This window comes from Tomitella biformata AHU 1821 (assembly GCF_000524475.1).
GTDB lineage: Bacteria > Actinomycetota > Actinomycetes > Mycobacteriales > Mycobacteriaceae > Tomitella > Tomitella biformata.
Window position 1 is genome coordinate 161,410 of record NZ_BAVQ01000023.1, and the last position, 14,085, is coordinate 175,494.

Annotated in this window: 15 protein-coding genes; 8 read left to right on the top strand and 7 right to left on the bottom strand. The window is 68.7% G+C overall.

What is annotated here, in order from left to right:
• Nucleotides 1-8: 8 nt before the first annotated feature.
• Complete coding sequence (mqo, locus tag TBIF_RS09560) at nucleotides 9-1,469, bottom strand: malate dehydrogenase (quinone) (RefSeq protein WP_024794592.1); 1,461 nt, start codon at nucleotides 1,467-1,469, stop codon at nucleotides 9-11.
• A 91-nt stretch (nucleotides 1,470-1,560) separates the two neighbouring features.
• Between mqo and TBIF_RS09565 the strand changes: the two genes are divergently transcribed.
• On the top strand, nucleotides 1,561-2,469 hold the full coding sequence (locus tag TBIF_RS09565) for a LysR family transcriptional regulator (RefSeq protein ID WP_024794593.1): 909 nt from the start codon (nucleotides 1,561-1,563) through the stop codon (nucleotides 2,467-2,469).
• A gap of 11 nt (nucleotides 2,470-2,480) precedes the next feature.
• Here the strand turns inward: TBIF_RS09565 and TBIF_RS09570 are convergent, their stop codons facing one another.
• Nucleotides 2,481-3,296 (bottom strand): pentapeptide repeat-containing protein, encoded by an 816-nt coding sequence (locus TBIF_RS09570; protein WP_051461450.1) that lies wholly within the window; start codon nucleotides 3,294-3,296, stop codon nucleotides 2,481-2,483.
• Nucleotides 3,297-3,664: 368 nt separating this feature from the next.
• On the opposite strand from TBIF_RS09570, the gene TBIF_RS09575 reads away from it, so the two are divergent.
• The 5 genes from TBIF_RS09575 to TBIF_RS09595 all read left to right on the top strand — a co-directional run bounded on the left by TBIF_RS09575 (nucleotide 3,665) and on the right by TBIF_RS09595 (nucleotide 8,344).
• Complete coding sequence (locus TBIF_RS09575) at nucleotides 3,665-4,312, top strand: HEAT repeat domain-containing protein (RefSeq protein WP_235174624.1); 648 nt, start codon at nucleotides 3,665-3,667, stop codon at nucleotides 4,310-4,312.
• Nucleotides 4,306-5,295 (top strand): HEAT repeat domain-containing protein, encoded by a 990-nt coding sequence (locus TBIF_RS23340; RefSeq protein WP_038170541.1) that lies wholly within the window; start codon nucleotides 4,306-4,308, stop codon nucleotides 5,293-5,295. The genes TBIF_RS09575 and TBIF_RS23340 overlap by 7 nt, the downstream gene beginning before the upstream one ends.
• Before the next feature lie 129 nt (nucleotides 5,296-5,424).
• Nucleotides 5,425-6,342, top strand: coding sequence for an alpha/beta fold hydrolase (locus TBIF_RS23345; protein WP_235174626.1), 918 nt, complete (start codon nucleotides 5,425-5,427; stop codon nucleotides 6,340-6,342).
• Nucleotides 6,339-7,229, top strand: coding sequence for a metal-dependent hydrolase (locus TBIF_RS09590; protein ID WP_038170542.1), 891 nt, complete (start codon nucleotides 6,339-6,341; stop codon nucleotides 7,227-7,229). Before TBIF_RS23345 ends, TBIF_RS09590 begins: the two co-directional genes overlap by 4 nt.
• The gene (locus tag TBIF_RS09595; RefSeq protein ID WP_024794597.1) at nucleotides 7,229-8,344 is read left to right on the top strand and encodes a PDR/VanB family oxidoreductase; all 1,116 of its coding nucleotides are present in this window, start codon (nucleotides 7,229-7,231) and stop codon (nucleotides 8,342-8,344) included. Before TBIF_RS09590 ends, TBIF_RS09595 begins: the two co-directional genes overlap by 1 nt.
• 14 nt (nucleotides 8,345-8,358) lie before the next feature.
• On the opposite strand, the gene TBIF_RS09600 is transcribed toward TBIF_RS09595, so the two are convergent.
• The gene (locus TBIF_RS09600) at nucleotides 8,359-10,089 is read right to left on the bottom strand and encodes an alpha/beta hydrolase (protein ID WP_024794598.1); all 1,731 of its coding nucleotides are present in this window, start codon (nucleotides 10,087-10,089) and stop codon (nucleotides 8,359-8,361) included.
• A complete protein-coding gene (locus tag TBIF_RS09605; protein WP_038170543.1) occupies nucleotides 10,089-10,379 on the bottom strand; it encodes a hypothetical protein in 291 nt (96 codons plus the stop codon). The genes TBIF_RS09600 and TBIF_RS09605 overlap by 1 nt, the downstream gene beginning before the upstream one ends.
• A gap of 232 nt (nucleotides 10,380-10,611) precedes the next feature.
• Here TBIF_RS09605 and TBIF_RS09610 point away from each other — a divergent pair, with 232 nt between their 5' ends.
• Together TBIF_RS09610 and TBIF_RS09615 are read left to right on the top strand one after the other, a co-directional pair.
• Nucleotides 10,612-10,977, top strand: coding sequence for a RidA family protein (locus TBIF_RS09610; RefSeq protein ID WP_024794600.1), 366 nt, complete (start codon nucleotides 10,612-10,614; stop codon nucleotides 10,975-10,977).
• A gap of 173 nt (nucleotides 10,978-11,150) precedes the next feature.
• Nucleotides 11,151-11,696, top strand: coding sequence for a MarR family winged helix-turn-helix transcriptional regulator (locus TBIF_RS09615; protein WP_051461452.1), 546 nt, complete (start codon nucleotides 11,151-11,153; stop codon nucleotides 11,694-11,696).
• A 45-nt stretch (nucleotides 11,697-11,741) separates the two neighbouring features.
• Here the strand turns inward: TBIF_RS09615 and TBIF_RS09620 are convergent, their stop codons facing one another.
• Genes TBIF_RS09620 through TBIF_RS09630 form a run of 3 tightly spaced genes read right to left on the bottom strand, consistent with a single transcriptional unit; the run spans nucleotide 11,742 to nucleotide 13,980 of the window.
• Nucleotides 11,742-12,779, bottom strand: coding sequence for a Rieske 2Fe-2S domain-containing protein (locus TBIF_RS09620; RefSeq protein WP_024794602.1), 1,038 nt, complete (start codon nucleotides 12,777-12,779; stop codon nucleotides 11,742-11,744).
• Nucleotides 12,780-12,781: 2 nt separating this feature from the next.
• Nucleotides 12,782-12,997, bottom strand: coding sequence for a recombinase-like helix-turn-helix domain-containing protein (locus TBIF_RS09625; RefSeq protein WP_024794603.1), 216 nt, complete (start codon nucleotides 12,995-12,997; stop codon nucleotides 12,782-12,784).
• A gap of 11 nt (nucleotides 12,998-13,008) precedes the next feature.
• Nucleotides 13,009-13,980, bottom strand: coding sequence for a PDR/VanB family oxidoreductase (locus tag TBIF_RS09630; RefSeq protein ID WP_024794604.1), 972 nt, complete (start codon nucleotides 13,978-13,980; stop codon nucleotides 13,009-13,011).
• Between the last annotated feature and the right edge of the window lie 105 nt (nucleotides 13,981-14,085).

Here is a 14,085-nt window from a genome sequence, read left to right on the forward strand (position 1 = left end):
CGGCAGCGCTATCCGAGCCCCAGCTCCCGAGCCGTGCCCGCCAGCGCGGCGTCGACCTTCCCCTGGTCTGCGGTGTCCAGGCTGGGCAGGAGCTGCTGCAAGGCCGGTGCCCAGCGGCCGTAGTCCCGGGGGAAACACTGGCCCAGCAGGTCGGCCATGGCCGACGGAGCGATCGACGCGCCCGGCGAGGCACCGAGCAGTCCCGCGATGGTGCCGTTCGCGCCGGTGACAAGCTCCGTGCCGAACATCAACACTCCCCCACGCTTGCGGTCCGGCTTGATCAGCTGCGCGCGCTGGCCGGCCTGCACCATCTCCCAGTCCCGTGGATCGGCCTCTGGGTAGAAACGCGCGAGCTGGCGGAACTTTTTACTCGGCGACGCCAGCAGCTGTCCCACGAGGTAGCGGACGAGTGCCAGATTCTGGAGGCCGACCGCCAGCAGCGCAACAATGTTGCCGGGCCGGATGGTCGTGAACAGGTCGATCAGCTTGCCGTGCTTGAGCAGCCGGGTGCTGAAGGTGGCGTAGGGGCCGAACATGAGCGCCGAGACGCCGTCGACCTCCCGGCGGTCCAGGTGCGGCACCGACATCGGCGGCGCGCCCACATCGACCTGGCTGTAAACCTTCGCCTCGTGCCGCGCGACCACCTCGGGGTTCTCCGTGCGCAGGAACTGGGCGCCCAGCGGGAACACCCCGTAGCCACGCACCTCCGGGATCCGCGCCTTCTGCAAGAGCTTGAGCGCGTAGCCGCCGGCCCCGACGAACACGAACCGCGAGCGCAGCCGGAATCTCGTGCCGCTCTCCAGTTCTCGTCCAGTCACCGTCCACAGCCCATCCGAGCCGCGCTTGAGCCCGCTCACCTCGTGCCGCAGCGCCACCTGCGCCCCGGAGGCCCGCGCCAGCTCCGTGGTCAGCGCGCCGAAGTCCACGTCGGTGGCCGCGGCGTAGCGGTTCGCCGCGATGGCCTGCCCCGGCTTACGTCCGGCCATCAGCAGCGGCGCCCACTCGCCAATCACTGCGGGGTCGGTGCTGAACTCCATCGCCGAGAACAGCGGGGAGCCCTGCAGGCGCTGGTGGCGGCGGCGCAGATACTCGACGTCCGGCTCGCCGAAGACCACATCCATGTGCGGCGTGGGGTTGATGAAGCTGGTCGTGAGGTCCCCCGCCGCGGCCAGCGAGGCCCAGAACTGGCGGCTCTGGTGGAACTGGCGCGCGATGTCCTCGGCCTGCGAGCCGTTGTCCGGGTCCGGCATGTAATTCAGCTCGCACAGCCCCGAGTGCCCGGTGCCCGCGTTATTCCACGCGCCGGAGCTCTCACCCGCCAGCTCACCGAGACGCTCGAGCATCGTGATGGACCAATCCGGCTCCAGCCGCGCCAGCATCGCGCCAAGCGTGGCGGACATGATGCCCCCGCCGATCAGCACTACGTCCCGCACACTGGCATCCCCGGTCACGCTCGTGGTGGTTCGCATCAGGATCGCCCCTCTCGGCTGGTTGTGAACCCATCGTGCGCCCCACCATTCAATCCGTCCAATGATATTTAGATGGGTTTACGATGCAGATATGGATCAATTAGCCGGCGGTCTCGGCGAGGTCGCCCCACTGCTCGCCGCCTTCGACGCGGCCGCCCGCGAGGGCCACATCACGCGCGCCGCGGAGCTCCTGGAGGTCCCGCAGTCCTCCATCAGCCGACGGCTCAAGGCGCTCGAGCGGGCACTCGGCGTGCAACTGTTCCAGCCCGTGGGCCGACGCGTGGCCCTCACCGTCCAGGGCCGCGACCTGCACGAGCGGACTGCCGGACTGCTCCGGCAGCTCGATGACGCGATCGACGAGGTGCGCGCCGACGCCGACCCCGCGCACGGCCGCGTCCGCTTCGGGTTCCCCCTGACCCTGGGCCCCGTCAGCATTCCCTCGACGCTCGCGCACTTCCACGCGTCGGCGCCCGGCATCCGGCTGCACCTGACCCAGGCGCACGGCGAGGCCCTCGCTGAGATGGTGCGCGATGGCAGCCTCGACCTCGCCGTGACCATTCCCCCGCCCGCGGACCTGCCGTTCACGATGCTCGGCCGCCAGCGGATCCTGGCCCACGTCGCACTTGGCCACCCCCTCGCCGGCCGCACACGCGTCGACCTGGCCGAGCTCGTGGAGGAGCCCTTCATTGCCAGCCCGCCCAGCTTCCACCTGCGAATGCTGCTCGACACCTGGTGCGCCGAGGCAGGTTTCACCCCACGTGTCGGCTTCGAGATCAGCGAGTTCGAGACCATTCGCGAGCTAGCCGCGCAGGGCCTCGGCATCGCTCTGCTACCGGCCGGCGAGACCCCGCGACCGGATCTAGTGGGGATCCCACTCACGGGCGTCCGCGACCGCGCCGTGGGGCTCACCACTGGGCGCCACCGCCCGACGGCCGCCACCACGCTGCTGCACGCGCACCTGGTGACACATGCGGCCGGGTTCGTGAATCTGGGCTCGTGAGCCGGGGCCCGTCACCAATGCCCGGGCGTGTCCACTCCCTCGGGCAGGCGCGTGCGTGCATCGCCGCGGCTCGAGTTGGCTTGGGACTGCGTCAGATACAGCGCGCGAGAGAGATCGGCACCCTCGATGCGGACATCGCGCAGGTCCGCGCCCAGCAGGTCCACCGCAGTGAGGTCGCACCCGCGCAGATCTGCCGCGATCAGGCAGGCTCCGCGCAGATCTGCCCCGCACAGACTCTGCCCACGCAGGTCCGCTCCCGCCAGATCCTTCGACAAGCTTTGCGAGCCGTCGGCTTCGTAGGACGACCGGATCTCCGCGCTCACCGCCATGAGCACTGTCCGGACGTCCGCGTGCAGCGCCGCGATGTCGGCCGCGAGCAGTTCCTCGGCGCTTCCGCCCGTGAGCGCCGCGATGGTCTCGAGGTGCGCCTGCGCCCGGCGGACGAGGTCCCGGTCGTATGCGCGGGACTGGGCCTCGAGGAGGTGCCAGGCCATCTCGTGCACCTGGGTGACCACCGCGAAGGCGGCGAACATCTGCCCTCGGGTCTGGGGCCTCTCTCGCCAGCCGACGCCGGCGAACAGCCGCTGGGACACGGTTTGGCCCGCGCCCAGGCAATCGAAGCTGATGCAGCCGCGATAGCCGCGTCCGCGCAGGCTCTCGTGGATTCCGCAGGAGTATGCCGGCGTCAGATTTGGGCAGGGCGTGCCCGCGGGCTTGTCCACGGGAAAGTCCGCCGACCTCGAAAAGCCCAGGGCGGTGCAGCACAGGGCGAAGCAGTGAGAGCAATCCGCGCGCAGGTCAGCGCGGCGGAGGGATGGGGCAGGCATGTGAGCTCCAGGGAGTGGTTCCGATGTGGGGCGGAAGCGGGGAACCCACACTGGGGTTCCCTCCCGAGGCACACGGAATCACCACCGCGCGCAGGCGCGGCGCACAACGGCCGTTCAGGGCCGGATACGCGGTCTGGATCTAGTTCACAGACGAATCATGGAAGTCACTGCGCTCAAGATAGCAGCAGGCCGCGCTCACTATTGCCCTTCCCCAGCCCTGCGCCGGGCGGGCAGACGCGCCGGGGCCCAACGCGAAACCCCAGAATCTGCCCGCTCGACGTTTTTGGCACTCCTGCGGCAACACAGGCGAATACTTGCCCCTGACACAGTGACAAGGTGTCGAATGGTCGGTGAAGGAGGTGGTTGTCGTGACTGCAACCAAGAACAACCTCGCCGCGCCCACATCGTCGGATCGACTGCACGCGGCCCTGACCGCCGGCACCTATCCCGACGCCCGCCTCGCGGACACGCTGATCGCCCGATGCGCCGTGGAGCCGGACTTCTACGTCCGCGACATGCTCACCTGGGCCCTCTGCCGTCTCCCCGCGGAGAGCACGGTCTTGCGGCTGATCCGCGAGCTCGGCTCGGACACCGCGCAGGCCCGCAGCCAGGCGCTGCACACCCTGTCCAAGATTGGGGATCCGCGCGCGTGGCCCGCGGCGGCGGCGCTGCTGCACGACGCCGATGACGAGGTCGCGCGCAGCGCGTGGCGGGCCGCCGCGGCGCTCGTCCCGGCCGCCGAGAAACCGGCGCTCGCAGCTGATCTGGCCACCGCACTCGGCCGGGGCGACCACGAGATGCAGCGCAGTTTGAGTCGCGCGCTGGCGGGACTCGGCGAGGTGGCCCACCCGGTGCTCAACGCCGCCGCGACCAGTCCCGATCCGCGCGTTCGCGCGCATGCGGAGGCCACCGGGCAGCTCTACGAGGACCCCGACAGCGGGTTCGCCAGCGCGCTGGAGATCGCCAACCGCGTGGCGGCCCTGGGTGCCGTGCAGCGGGAGGAGGCGGGATGCTGATCGGCGAGGTCGCACGGCGCTCCGGCGTGAGCACCCGGATGCTGCGCCACTACGACACATTGGGACTGGTATCGGCCACTGGCCGCACCGTCGGCGGCTATCGCGAGTACGCCCCCGACGACCTCCGTCGTCTCTTCCACGTGGAGAGCCTGCGCACGCTCGGGTTGTCCTTGGGCGAGGCCAAAAGCGCGCTGGACGATCCCGGCTTCGCACCAGCGGACCTGGTCGGCGGCCTGATCCAGCACACGCGTCAGCGCATCGCGGCCGAGCAGGACCTGCTCACGAAACTCGAACGCGTCGACGCCACGGCCCCCGCAGAGTGGGCGGACGTCTTGCGGATCCTATCCCTTCTGCGCGGGCACGAGTCTGAGTCCGCATCGAATCGGCAGCGGGCGGCGCTGTCCCAGACCCCGCTGCCCGGTGCGGTACTGGCCGAGGCCGCGTTGACTGAGGACGACCCCAACGTGGCCGGAGCCTTGCGGTGGGCTTTGGCGAGGTCCGGTGAAGAGGTGCTCGCGCTGCTGGGGGCCGGCCTGCAGTCGGGGTCCGTCGAGGTCCGCCGCCGAGCCTCCGCAGCGATCGCCGCCATCGACACCCCTGCGGCCACAGCCCTTCTGCGGCTCGCGCTCGGCGATGCGGACGCCACCGTCCGGAACCGGGCTGCCCTGGCACTCGGCTCCCGGCAGGAGGCGGATTCGGCGCCCACGCTGCTGACGATGATCGTCGAGGGCACCAGTGATGTCGAGGCCGCCGAGGCACTGGGCAGTGTCGCGTCGGAACCCGGCGCGGCAGGCCGTGTGGTCCAGGCCCTGCAGGACAAACTGGGCGATACCGCAGACCTGCCCACGCGGTTGCGAATCACCCAGGCCCTCGCGGAGATTCCCGGCCCGGCGGCGCGGGAAGCACTCACCGCGTTGGCCCGCAACGTAGACCGGACCATCGCGGCCACCGCGGCGGCGATCCTGGCTACCGAGGACCGCTAGCCCCCGCGGAGAGGACGGCCCGCTCCTCGTCGCCGAACGCTATCTCTTGACACTCCCCCTCCAGGGCGGCAAGCTCACGAGAACTACACGTTACTTTCGGTAACAGATGAATGATTCGGAGTCGCGCCTGTGAGCCAGCCCAAACTACATGTGGCGGACAACCCCGCCGCACCTATTCGCCGCACCGTCAGCCGCGACGGGTACGACCTCGCCGTGTTCGAGCAGGGCAATCCCGACGGCGAGACCATCGTGATGGTCCACGGCTGGCCGGACACGCACCACCTCTGGGACGGCGTCGTGCCGCAGCTCGCGGACCGCTATCGCGTCGTCACCTATGACACCCGAGGACATGGGGAGTCCACCGTGCCCGACAAGATCTCGGGCTTCCGCCTCGAGGAGCTGTCCAAGGACCTCTTCGCCGTGCTTGACGCCGTCAGCCCCGACGCCCCCGTGCACGTGCTGGCGCATGACTGGGGCTCGGTGCAGGCCTGGGAGTCGGTGTGCGAGCCGGACGCGCACGAGCGCATCGCGTCCTTCACGTCGGTCTCCGGGCCAAACCTCGACCACCTCGGCAAGTGGGTCCGCGCCCGGTTTGCCCAGCGCAAGTTCCTGCCGCCGCTCACACAGCTTGTCTCCTCCGCGTACACCGCCTTCTTCATGACGCCCGTGCTGCCGCGCCTGTTCTTCGGTGCCGTGGGCCGGCCAGGCGTGTGGCGCCGCTTCCTGCGCGTGCTCGAGGGGACCCCCGCCGCGCAGATCCACCTGGCCCCCACCTTCAATAAGGACTCGGTCAGCGGCCTGCGGATCTACAGCGCCAACATCGTCCAGCACGTGCTGCACCCGCGCGACCGCCATACCGAGGTGCCCGTCCAGCTCTTGGTGAACCGCCGCGATATCGCCGTGCGCCCCGCCATCTACGACGACGCCGACCAGTGGTGCACGCAGCTCACCCGCATCGACCTCAAGACCGGGCATTGGCTGCCGTTCTCCAACCCCACCCTCATCGCGCATCGGACCGCCGCCTTCATCGAGGAAGTGAAGTCATGAGCCAGCCAAACCCCAGCGCCGTGGATCCCGGCAAGATCGCGCTCCGCGCCCGCAACGTCGAATTCGACTGGGCCGGTGTCCCTTTGCACTGGATGCCTACCGAGGCCTTCGCCTCGCACACCGTGAGCGCGCTGAACCTCCTGCTGCCAGAGGGCGAGCGCTGGTTCTGCGCCACCTACGCCGAGGCGCTGCCGCTGATCACCGATGAGAAGCTGCGCGAGGACGTCATCGGCTTCATCGGGCAGGAATCGGTGCACGCCGAGACGCACAACAAGGTGCTCTACGAGTTCCTCGACGCGAACGGCGTGGATCCGCGCCCATATGTGCGGCAGTCCGAGTTCATCATGCGGAAGGTTCTCGGCCCCCGCGACGCCTCCTCCCCTCGCGTCCAGCACCAGCAGCTGGTCGAGCGCCTGGCGTTCATCGGCGCCATCGAGCACATGACGGCGTTCCTCGGCGACTACGCGTTGAACTCGCGTTGGGACGAGTTCAACGCGCACCCGAAGATGGTCGATCTGTTCCGCTGGCACGGCGCGGAGGAGGTCGAGCACCGCAACGTTGCCCACGAGGTGGCCGAGTATTTCGGCGTCGGATACTTCCGCCGCAACATCGCCATGGCGATCACGTATGCCGCCTTTATCCTCCTGCTGATCCGCGGCACACGGTTCATCGCCAATCAGGATCCGGCGTTGCCCCAGGTCGGTGTACTCGGCACCTGGGGCGGGCTCCTGGGCGCGATGCGTCGCGGATCGCTGCCTTCGCTGTGGAAAATGACGACGGCCGTCGCCGCGTACGTGAACCCGCGGTACTCCCCCGAGACCATCGGCAACACCGCGCAGGCAGTGGCATATCTCGCGAGCTCCCCCGGCGCGAAGGCCGGCGTGTGATGGTCACCCGACACCATGTGCCCGCCGCCACCCCGCCGGATTTGTACGGCAAACGCGAGCAGGATCGCGCCATGCGCGTGCTGAACCGGTTGGCCGACGGCTTCCTCGCCGCCGCCCCGTTGCTCTATCGTCGCCGCGGCCCCGCCGACGGCGTCGTGTCCGCAGATCTCTCCCTGACCCTCGCCGCACGCACCGTGGAGGCCGCAGATCAAGACGTCGTCAGCCTCGTCCTCCAGGCTGCCGACGGTGCGGAACTCCCCGCCTGGACGCCCGGCGCGCACCTCGACGTGCTGCTCCCGTCCGGACGGCTGCGCCAATACTCCCTGTGCGGGGATCCCTTCGAGCGCAACACCTATCGGATCGCGGTGCGCCGAGTGCCCGATGGCGGCGGCGGATCCATCGAGATGCACGCGCTGCCCGTGGGCGCGCACATCACCGTGCGCGGGCCTCGCAATGCGTTCGCGTTCACCGGTGCTGGGCACTTCGGCGCTGGTGAGTCCGGAACTGGGGGCACGAGCCTGCGGTTCATCGCCGGCGGCATCGGCATCACCCCGATCCTGCCGATGGTGCGCCTGGCGGACCGGATGGGCCTGGACTGGTCGCTGATCTACACCGGCCGCTCCGCCGAGTCCCTGCCGTTCCTTGGCGAACTGCGCGCTTTGGGCCCGCGGGTGACCGTCCGCACCGACGACGAGGGCGGCGTGCCCTCTGCCGCTGAGCTTGTGGGCCCGGACCCCGATGCGGCCTTCTACTGCTGTGGCCCCACCGCAATGTCGAGCGCGCTGATGGCCGCGGTGCCGCCTACCGCAGAGTTCCACTCCGAGCGCTTCTCCGCCCTGCCCGTGGTCAATGGCACGGAGTTCACCGTGGAGCTCGCCCGCACCGGCGAGGTGTTGACCGTGCCCGCCGACCGCACCGCGCTCGAGGTCATCCGCGAGCGACTCCCCGATGTCCCGTACTCCTGCCAGCAGGGGTTCTGCCACACCTGCGAGGTCAAGGTGCTGCGCGGCGAGGTCGACCACCGCGACCGCGTCCTCACCGACGACCAGCGCGCGAACGGCGCCATGCTGATTTGCGTGTCCCGGTGCGGAGGCACTCTGTCCCTGGATCTCTGACCACGCCCGCACTGTCAGTAGACCGTGCCGCCGTGGCCCGAGATGATGCGGCCCATGTTGTCCAGCGCCGGCACCGGCCTGCCGTCCTCGTAGTCCCAGTACTCGTTGTGCGAGTCCGTGTCGATCCCGTGTGACCGCCCCGAGTCGCCGAAGGTCGCGGTGAACCGCCGCCCGCCAAACCTGTCGGTGTCGGCGGGGTCGACGCCATGCGGCCCGCTCCCGTCGTACCCGGACTCGATGACATTGCCCGTCAGATCCATCAACTGTCCGAACACGGTGCCGCCCCCCGGCACGAGCAGTCCCGCGAGCCATCCCCCTGCATCGAGCGTGTCATTCGCGCGGGGACCCGCGTGCCCAACAAGGCCCACGAGATCCCCTGGGGCCTTGGTCGAGAACACCCGGTCGCCGATCTCGCTCGGGTCCACCCCCGTCAACGAGAGGTCGGTGACGTGCCCGACCGTCGATCCGGGGCTCCCCACAAACACCAGCGCGTCCGCGTCCAGCGAATGCCCACGAGATGCCGCGTAGGCCACAGTCGTGGCACCGATACTATGCCCCACCACCGTGTTGTAGGAGTCCGAGCCCACGTGCGAGGCCCGCAGCCCGGACTGGAATTCCCGCAGCGCCGGCCCGCCCTTCTCGACATAGGACGAGTCCGCCGCCTCAATGAGGTTCGGCGGCGGGTCGAAGCCCATAAAGAGGGCCACCGAGTGGCGGGCATTCGGAGAGTCGGCCGCACCGACGTCGAGCATCCTTCCGGCTCGATCCATCAGTCCCCCAATCGTCGTCAGGTTCGACCCGGTGCCCGGCACCAGCGTCGTCACGTGCGTGGCGGTGTCAGGATTGTTGAGCGCGACGGCGGCGTGCCCCCGATCGTCGATGTCCAACAGCAAGGCACGCGGATCTGACCTTTGCTCGGCTACGGCCTCATACCCCGCGAGCCGCATTCTCGCGCTCTCCAATTCGAGATCCGGGCCGCCCCCTCCGCCAACGCCGGGCCCCCGGTCGACCCCGCCCGCCAATCGATCCCGCTCTGCGGTGGCCTCTGCCACCAGCTCATCGAGCCTCTCCCGGTTGAAGTAGTCACGCGTTGCCGCGGGCATCCCCGGCCTCGACCCGATCGACGGATCCGCCACTAGCAAGTCCGCCCGATCGCCGACCGAGATCGATTGCCAGTAGTCGCTCAGAGCGGCCGCGTCGGTGGGGACTGGCCCCAGTCGCGCGAGGACCTCCTCCCGTGAGGATTGGTGCCCGGAGTCGTACTCCACCACGTTCGCGAATCGCTGCAGCGCCACATTCAGAGACGCAGCCGACATCCGATCCGCGTCGTCGACTCGGTCCAGAGCCGCGACCAGCCTCGACGCCAGGGCCCGCTCCTCGCGCCGCGTCACACCGCCGAGAATCTCGCCGTTGTCACCGACGTCCACGCCCATCGACGTCAAACCCAGCTCGATGGCCAGCGCTTCCTTGCGGACCGCCTCGAGACGGGACACCGATTGATTGATGGCCTCGACCACCTCGAGCCCCGCTACTGCCATGCGGTTCCCGATGGTCGACTCAGCGTCCATCCGGCCGCAAGCACTCTCGGCGGCGACTCCCCGCCAGCTTTCCGATACCGCCGTCGACGCCCGCCGGACCGCGTCCATCGAATCGTCGAACTCGTCGACCCGCCGCCCCATCCTCGTAGCCGCCGCGATCATGCTCTCCGGCACCCACGCACGCAGCTGAGTTAGCGTGGGGCGCATCAGTTTCCACCCCGGAACACATCGGCCATCTCGAAGCTGTCCGCGTTCTCCTGCGCCACTTCGGATAGTCCCCGCAGCCGGCCCTCCACGGCCTCGAAGGCCGCCTTGACCAGATCCGGAGCTCGCTGCAAGGCAGCGGCGATCTCAGAACCCAACAGGGCCGCTGCCGCCGCCGCGAATGGCGCCTCCACCTCCAGCGCCGCGACCTCGTCGGCGCCGGTCGCCAGTGCGCTGCTAAATCTCCGCAACTCCCTGGGAATGACCACCAGATCGAATAATGGACTAGACATGCCTCCCCCTCCCCGTGCGACCCCCTATCGCGAAAGGGAGATTATCACCGGAGCTTCCATGTCGAGTGATTATCGACACATTTCACCCAGGCAGAGTGATGTAGTTCGAGAACTCGGAAAATTACTTGACCACTAAGATATTTATCGTAGAATGGTTTCACCGGTACCGAGTCGAGCCGACTCATCGTGCACTCTCCCGCCACGGAGGCCCGCCTCCAGAATTGAGCCCACAATGACCGCATCCACCTCCGCCGACCCGCACCCGTACAGCCCGGCCGTCGCCGTCGGCAATCTCGCTTTCGTGTCCGGCGCCCTGTCCATCGACAGCGACGGCATCGCGGTGCCCGGCCGCGCCGAGGCCCTCGACGCCGCCATCGACCGCATGGCCGAACGCCTGGCCACCGTCGGCGGCACCCTGGCCGACGTCGCCAAGCTCACCTACTTCGTCACCGATGTCACGCTCCGTGAGGAGGCCAATCGGCAGTTCGAGCGCCTCTTCGTCCACCCGCGGCCGGCCCGCACCTTCCTCGAGGTGAACGCCCTTCCGTACGGGGCCACGGTCGAAATCGATGCGATCGCCTCGCTACCCAACGCGTAATCGGACCGCCTCGATCCGGCACGCGAATTCCCGGCCGGGGAAACCGCGGCTATAGACGTGACAGCGCCCCGTCCGCCCGATATCTTTGTGCTCAATAGCTGAGCCTTTCAGTTGTTGCACAGCAGGCGGCCGGGGTTCTGCCCTGCGACCGCCTCCTTAGATGAGGACGTGAAATGTCCAACGGTGCCATCGATAGAGACTCTTCCCTGACCAAGCGGGACGCGGTGGACGACATCGTCGACCAGTGGGCGGCACAACGGCCCGACATCGACGTCTCCCCGCTGCAGGTGTTCGGCCGCCTGCACCGGGTCTACCTGCGCTACCACTCCGCGCTAAACGTCCTCTTCGACGCGCACAACATCAACATGGCGTCGTTCGATGTCCTCGCCGCGCTGCGCCGCTCCGGCGCGCCGTACCGCATGACCGCCGGCCAGCTCGCGTCGACCTCCCTGGTCACCACGGGCGGCATCACGCTGCGGGTGGACCGCCTGGAGAAGGCCGGGCTGGTGATCCGGGAGCGCGACGCGGAGGACCGGCGCATCGTCTACACCCAGCTCACCCCGGAGGGCCTGAAGGTCATCGACGCCGTCGCGGGCGCCCACTTCACCAACGAGTCCAAGCTCCTCGCGGGGCTGAACCAGGGCGAGTCCGCGGAGCTCGCCCGGCTGCTGTCCCTCCTCGAGCGCTCCATCGACGCAGAGACGGGCGGGGCCTCCTGACCTGGAGACCCCGCCCGCACCCCGCGCCGCCCAGCACTGGGCGGCTTATCCGTGCGCGTCCAGCAGCGCCTTCGCCTGCTCCTCCGCCTGCCCGCGATAGAGCCGTCGCAGCCTGATCACGCCCAGGTCATGCTGGTAGAGGTTCTCGGCCTGGTCGGCGTCGAGCGCCATCGCCTCGAGCATCACGCGGTCTTGCTCGACGACCGCCCAGTGGCGGGCCTCAATCGTGGTCCGGTACAGGAAGCGCCACACGTCGCGCTCCCAGCCCTCCACCCGCCGATAGCGCCAGAAGAACACCGCGGTGGTCTCCGCGTCGATCGGCGTCGCCATGCCGATAATGCCGAACCCACCGCCCGGGCCGGCGCTGGCGGGGTACGGGATCTCCAGGTCCACCCAGTCCGCGCCGGTCCGGCAATACTCGACCCAGTCGAAGTTCTTGCCCCGCTGGTCGGTCTTCTCGAAGAAAAAGCCGCGGTCAGTCTCCCGGATCCGGAAGCGGGCGGAGGTCTCGCCACCGGACATCGAGTGCGAGTCCGCGTGCAGGTAGGCGCCGTGCATCGGGTCTAGGAGGTTCTCGAGGGCATAGCGCCAGGGTGCCTTCCACTCCATGTAGCTGAGGAAGCTGGAGACCTCGGGGTCCGCGAGGGGGTCAGGGATCCCCAGCTCTACGGGCTGCGAGTCGGGTGCGCTGGCGAAGAAGGCCAAGATGACCCCGCCGACCTCGCGGGTGGGCAGGCTCGTGACGAGTTGCTGGCCCTCCATGTTGCAGCCGGGCATGCCGGGCACCTTGACGACGGTGCCGCCGCCGTCGACCTGCACCCCGTGGTAGCGGCACACAATGCGATCCCCCAGGTGCATGCCCTGCGAGAGCGGTGCGCCGCGGTGGGGGCAGCGGTCGGCGAGCATGCGGATCTCACCGTCGGATTTGCGGAAGAGCAGCCAGTCCAGGCCCCAACGGGTGACCTTCTGCATCGCGCCGCGCTCGACGAAGGTCGACGGGCAGATCGCGTACCACTGGTCGCGAAGTCCGGTGTTGAAAATGTCCTCCGCGGTCAGATCCCTCTGCACGTAATGATTCGCCATGATCAAGCCCCCATCCGGTGGATCTCGGTTGTGAAACTGTCCGCGTCCCACGGCTCTCCGGCCGGGCTGTGCATGCCCATCCCGTTGAGCCCGGAGACCACGCCCTCGAGGTCATGCACGCCGGTGCCGAAGACCTCCTCTATCGCGCCCGCCAGCTTCTCCTCATATGGAGTGGGCGGCGCCGTTCGCGTCTGGATCTCTTGCAGGTAAAGCGTCATTCCACTCACTCCTAGATGTCGAGTACGAGTTCGTCTGTCAATGCGCGGGAAACGCAGATCATCATGGTTTTCCCGGACGCCTGTTCGCTGCTGGAGAGCAGCGAGTCCCGGTGGTCCGGGGTCCCGCACAACACGCGGGTCTCGCAGGTGCCGCAGATGCCCTCGCGGCAGGAGTTCGACACGTCGACGCCGGAGACCTCGAGCGCGTCGAGGATCGACTGATCGGGCCCGACGGTCAGCGCGATCCCGGTCTTCTCGAGGACCACGCGCACCGATTTCTCCGCGCCGTCGCGCCCCTCGGCCTCCTTGGGCGCGAAGCGCTCGAGCCGGATCGACCCGTCCGGCCAGCCGGCGCCGCGCTCCTCGACGGCGTCCAGCAGGCCCGCGGGCCCGCAGGTGTAGACGAGGGTGTCTGCGGCCGCCGCGCCGAGCAGCCGGTCGAGGTCCAGGGGTCCTTCGACGTCTTGGGCCACCAGGCGGACGCGGTCGCCGTAGCACCGCAGCTCGTCCAGGAAGGCCATCGAGGCGTGGGTGCGCCCGCCGTAGTGGAGCTGCCAGTCCGCGCCCCGGCGCTGTGCTTCGGCCACCATCGACAGGATGGGCGTGATGCCGATGCCGCCGGCGATGAAGAGGTACTTCGGCGAGTCGAGGAGCTCGAAGTTGTTGCGTGGCTCGCTGGCCTGGATCCGCTGGCCCGGCCGCAGCCGCTCATGCACGTGCCGAGATCCGCCGCGCCCCCCGTCCCGCTCACGCAGGACCGCGATGCGGTACGTGGCCTTCTCATCAGGGTCCCCGCACAGCGAGTACTGCCGGACGAGGCTGCTGCCGAACTGCTGGTCCAGGTGGATGTCGAGGTGCGCGCCCGGCTCCCAGTGCGACAGCGCCGCATCGCCGGTGGCCTCGAGGCGCAGCGACAGGACGTCCTCGGACTCCCATCGCATCTGCCGGATCAGCAGCTCACGTGTGGTGGATTGCATGGACATCGGATGACAACTCCTTTGGAACGAGCGCTCCCAGCGCCATTGCCTTAACGTTCAATACCTTGGTGCTTAATACTTTAGCACTAAGATATGATCTGTGTCACTACC

What these genes read in the sequence shown, in the direction of transcription:
- TBIF_RS09595 (WP_024794597.1), top strand. Translation starts at nt 7,229, where the DNA reads ATGGTCACCCGACACCATGTGCCCGCCGCCACCCCGCCGGATTTGTAC.
- TBIF_RS09620 (WP_024794602.1), bottom strand. Translation starts at nt 12,779, where the DNA reads ATGGCGAATCATTACGTGCAGAGGGATCTGACCGCGGAGGACATTTTC.
- TBIF_RS09615 (WP_051461452.1), top strand. Translation starts at nt 11,151, where the DNA reads ATGTCCAACGGTGCCATCGATAGAGACTCTTCCCTGACCAAGCGGGAC.
- TBIF_RS09625 (WP_024794603.1), bottom strand. Translation starts at nt 12,997, where the DNA reads ATGACGCTTTACCTGCAAGAGATCCAGACGCGAACGGCGCCGCCCACT.
- TBIF_RS09570 (WP_051461450.1), bottom strand. Translation starts at nt 3,296, where the DNA reads ATGCCTGCCCCATCCCTCCGCCGCGCTGACCTGCGCGCGGATTGCTCT.
- TBIF_RS09565 (WP_024794593.1), top strand. Translation starts at nt 1,561, where the DNA reads ATGGATCAATTAGCCGGCGGTCTCGGCGAGGTCGCCCCACTGCTCGCC.
- TBIF_RS09590 (WP_038170542.1), top strand. Translation starts at nt 6,339, where the DNA reads ATGAGCCAGCCAAACCCCAGCGCCGTGGATCCCGGCAAGATCGCGCTC.
- TBIF_RS09610 (WP_024794600.1), top strand. Translation starts at nt 10,612, where the DNA reads ATGACCGCATCCACCTCCGCCGACCCGCACCCGTACAGCCCGGCCGTC.
- TBIF_RS09600 (WP_024794598.1), bottom strand. Translation starts at nt 10,089, where the DNA reads ATGCGCCCCACGCTAACTCAGCTGCGTGCGTGGGTGCCGGAGAGCATG.
- TBIF_RS09630 (WP_024794604.1), bottom strand. Translation starts at nt 13,980, where the DNA reads ATGTCCATGCAATCCACCACACGTGAGCTGCTGATCCGGCAGATGCGA.
- TBIF_RS09605 (WP_038170543.1), bottom strand. Translation starts at nt 10,379, where the DNA reads ATGTCTAGTCCATTATTCGATCTGGTGGTCATTCCCAGGGAGTTGCGG.
- mqo (WP_024794592.1), bottom strand. Translation starts at nt 1,469, where the DNA reads ATGCGAACCACCACGAGCGTGACCGGGGATGCCAGTGTGCGGGACGTA.
- TBIF_RS23340 (WP_038170541.1), top strand. Translation starts at nt 4,306, where the DNA reads ATGCTGATCGGCGAGGTCGCACGGCGCTCCGGCGTGAGCACCCGGATG.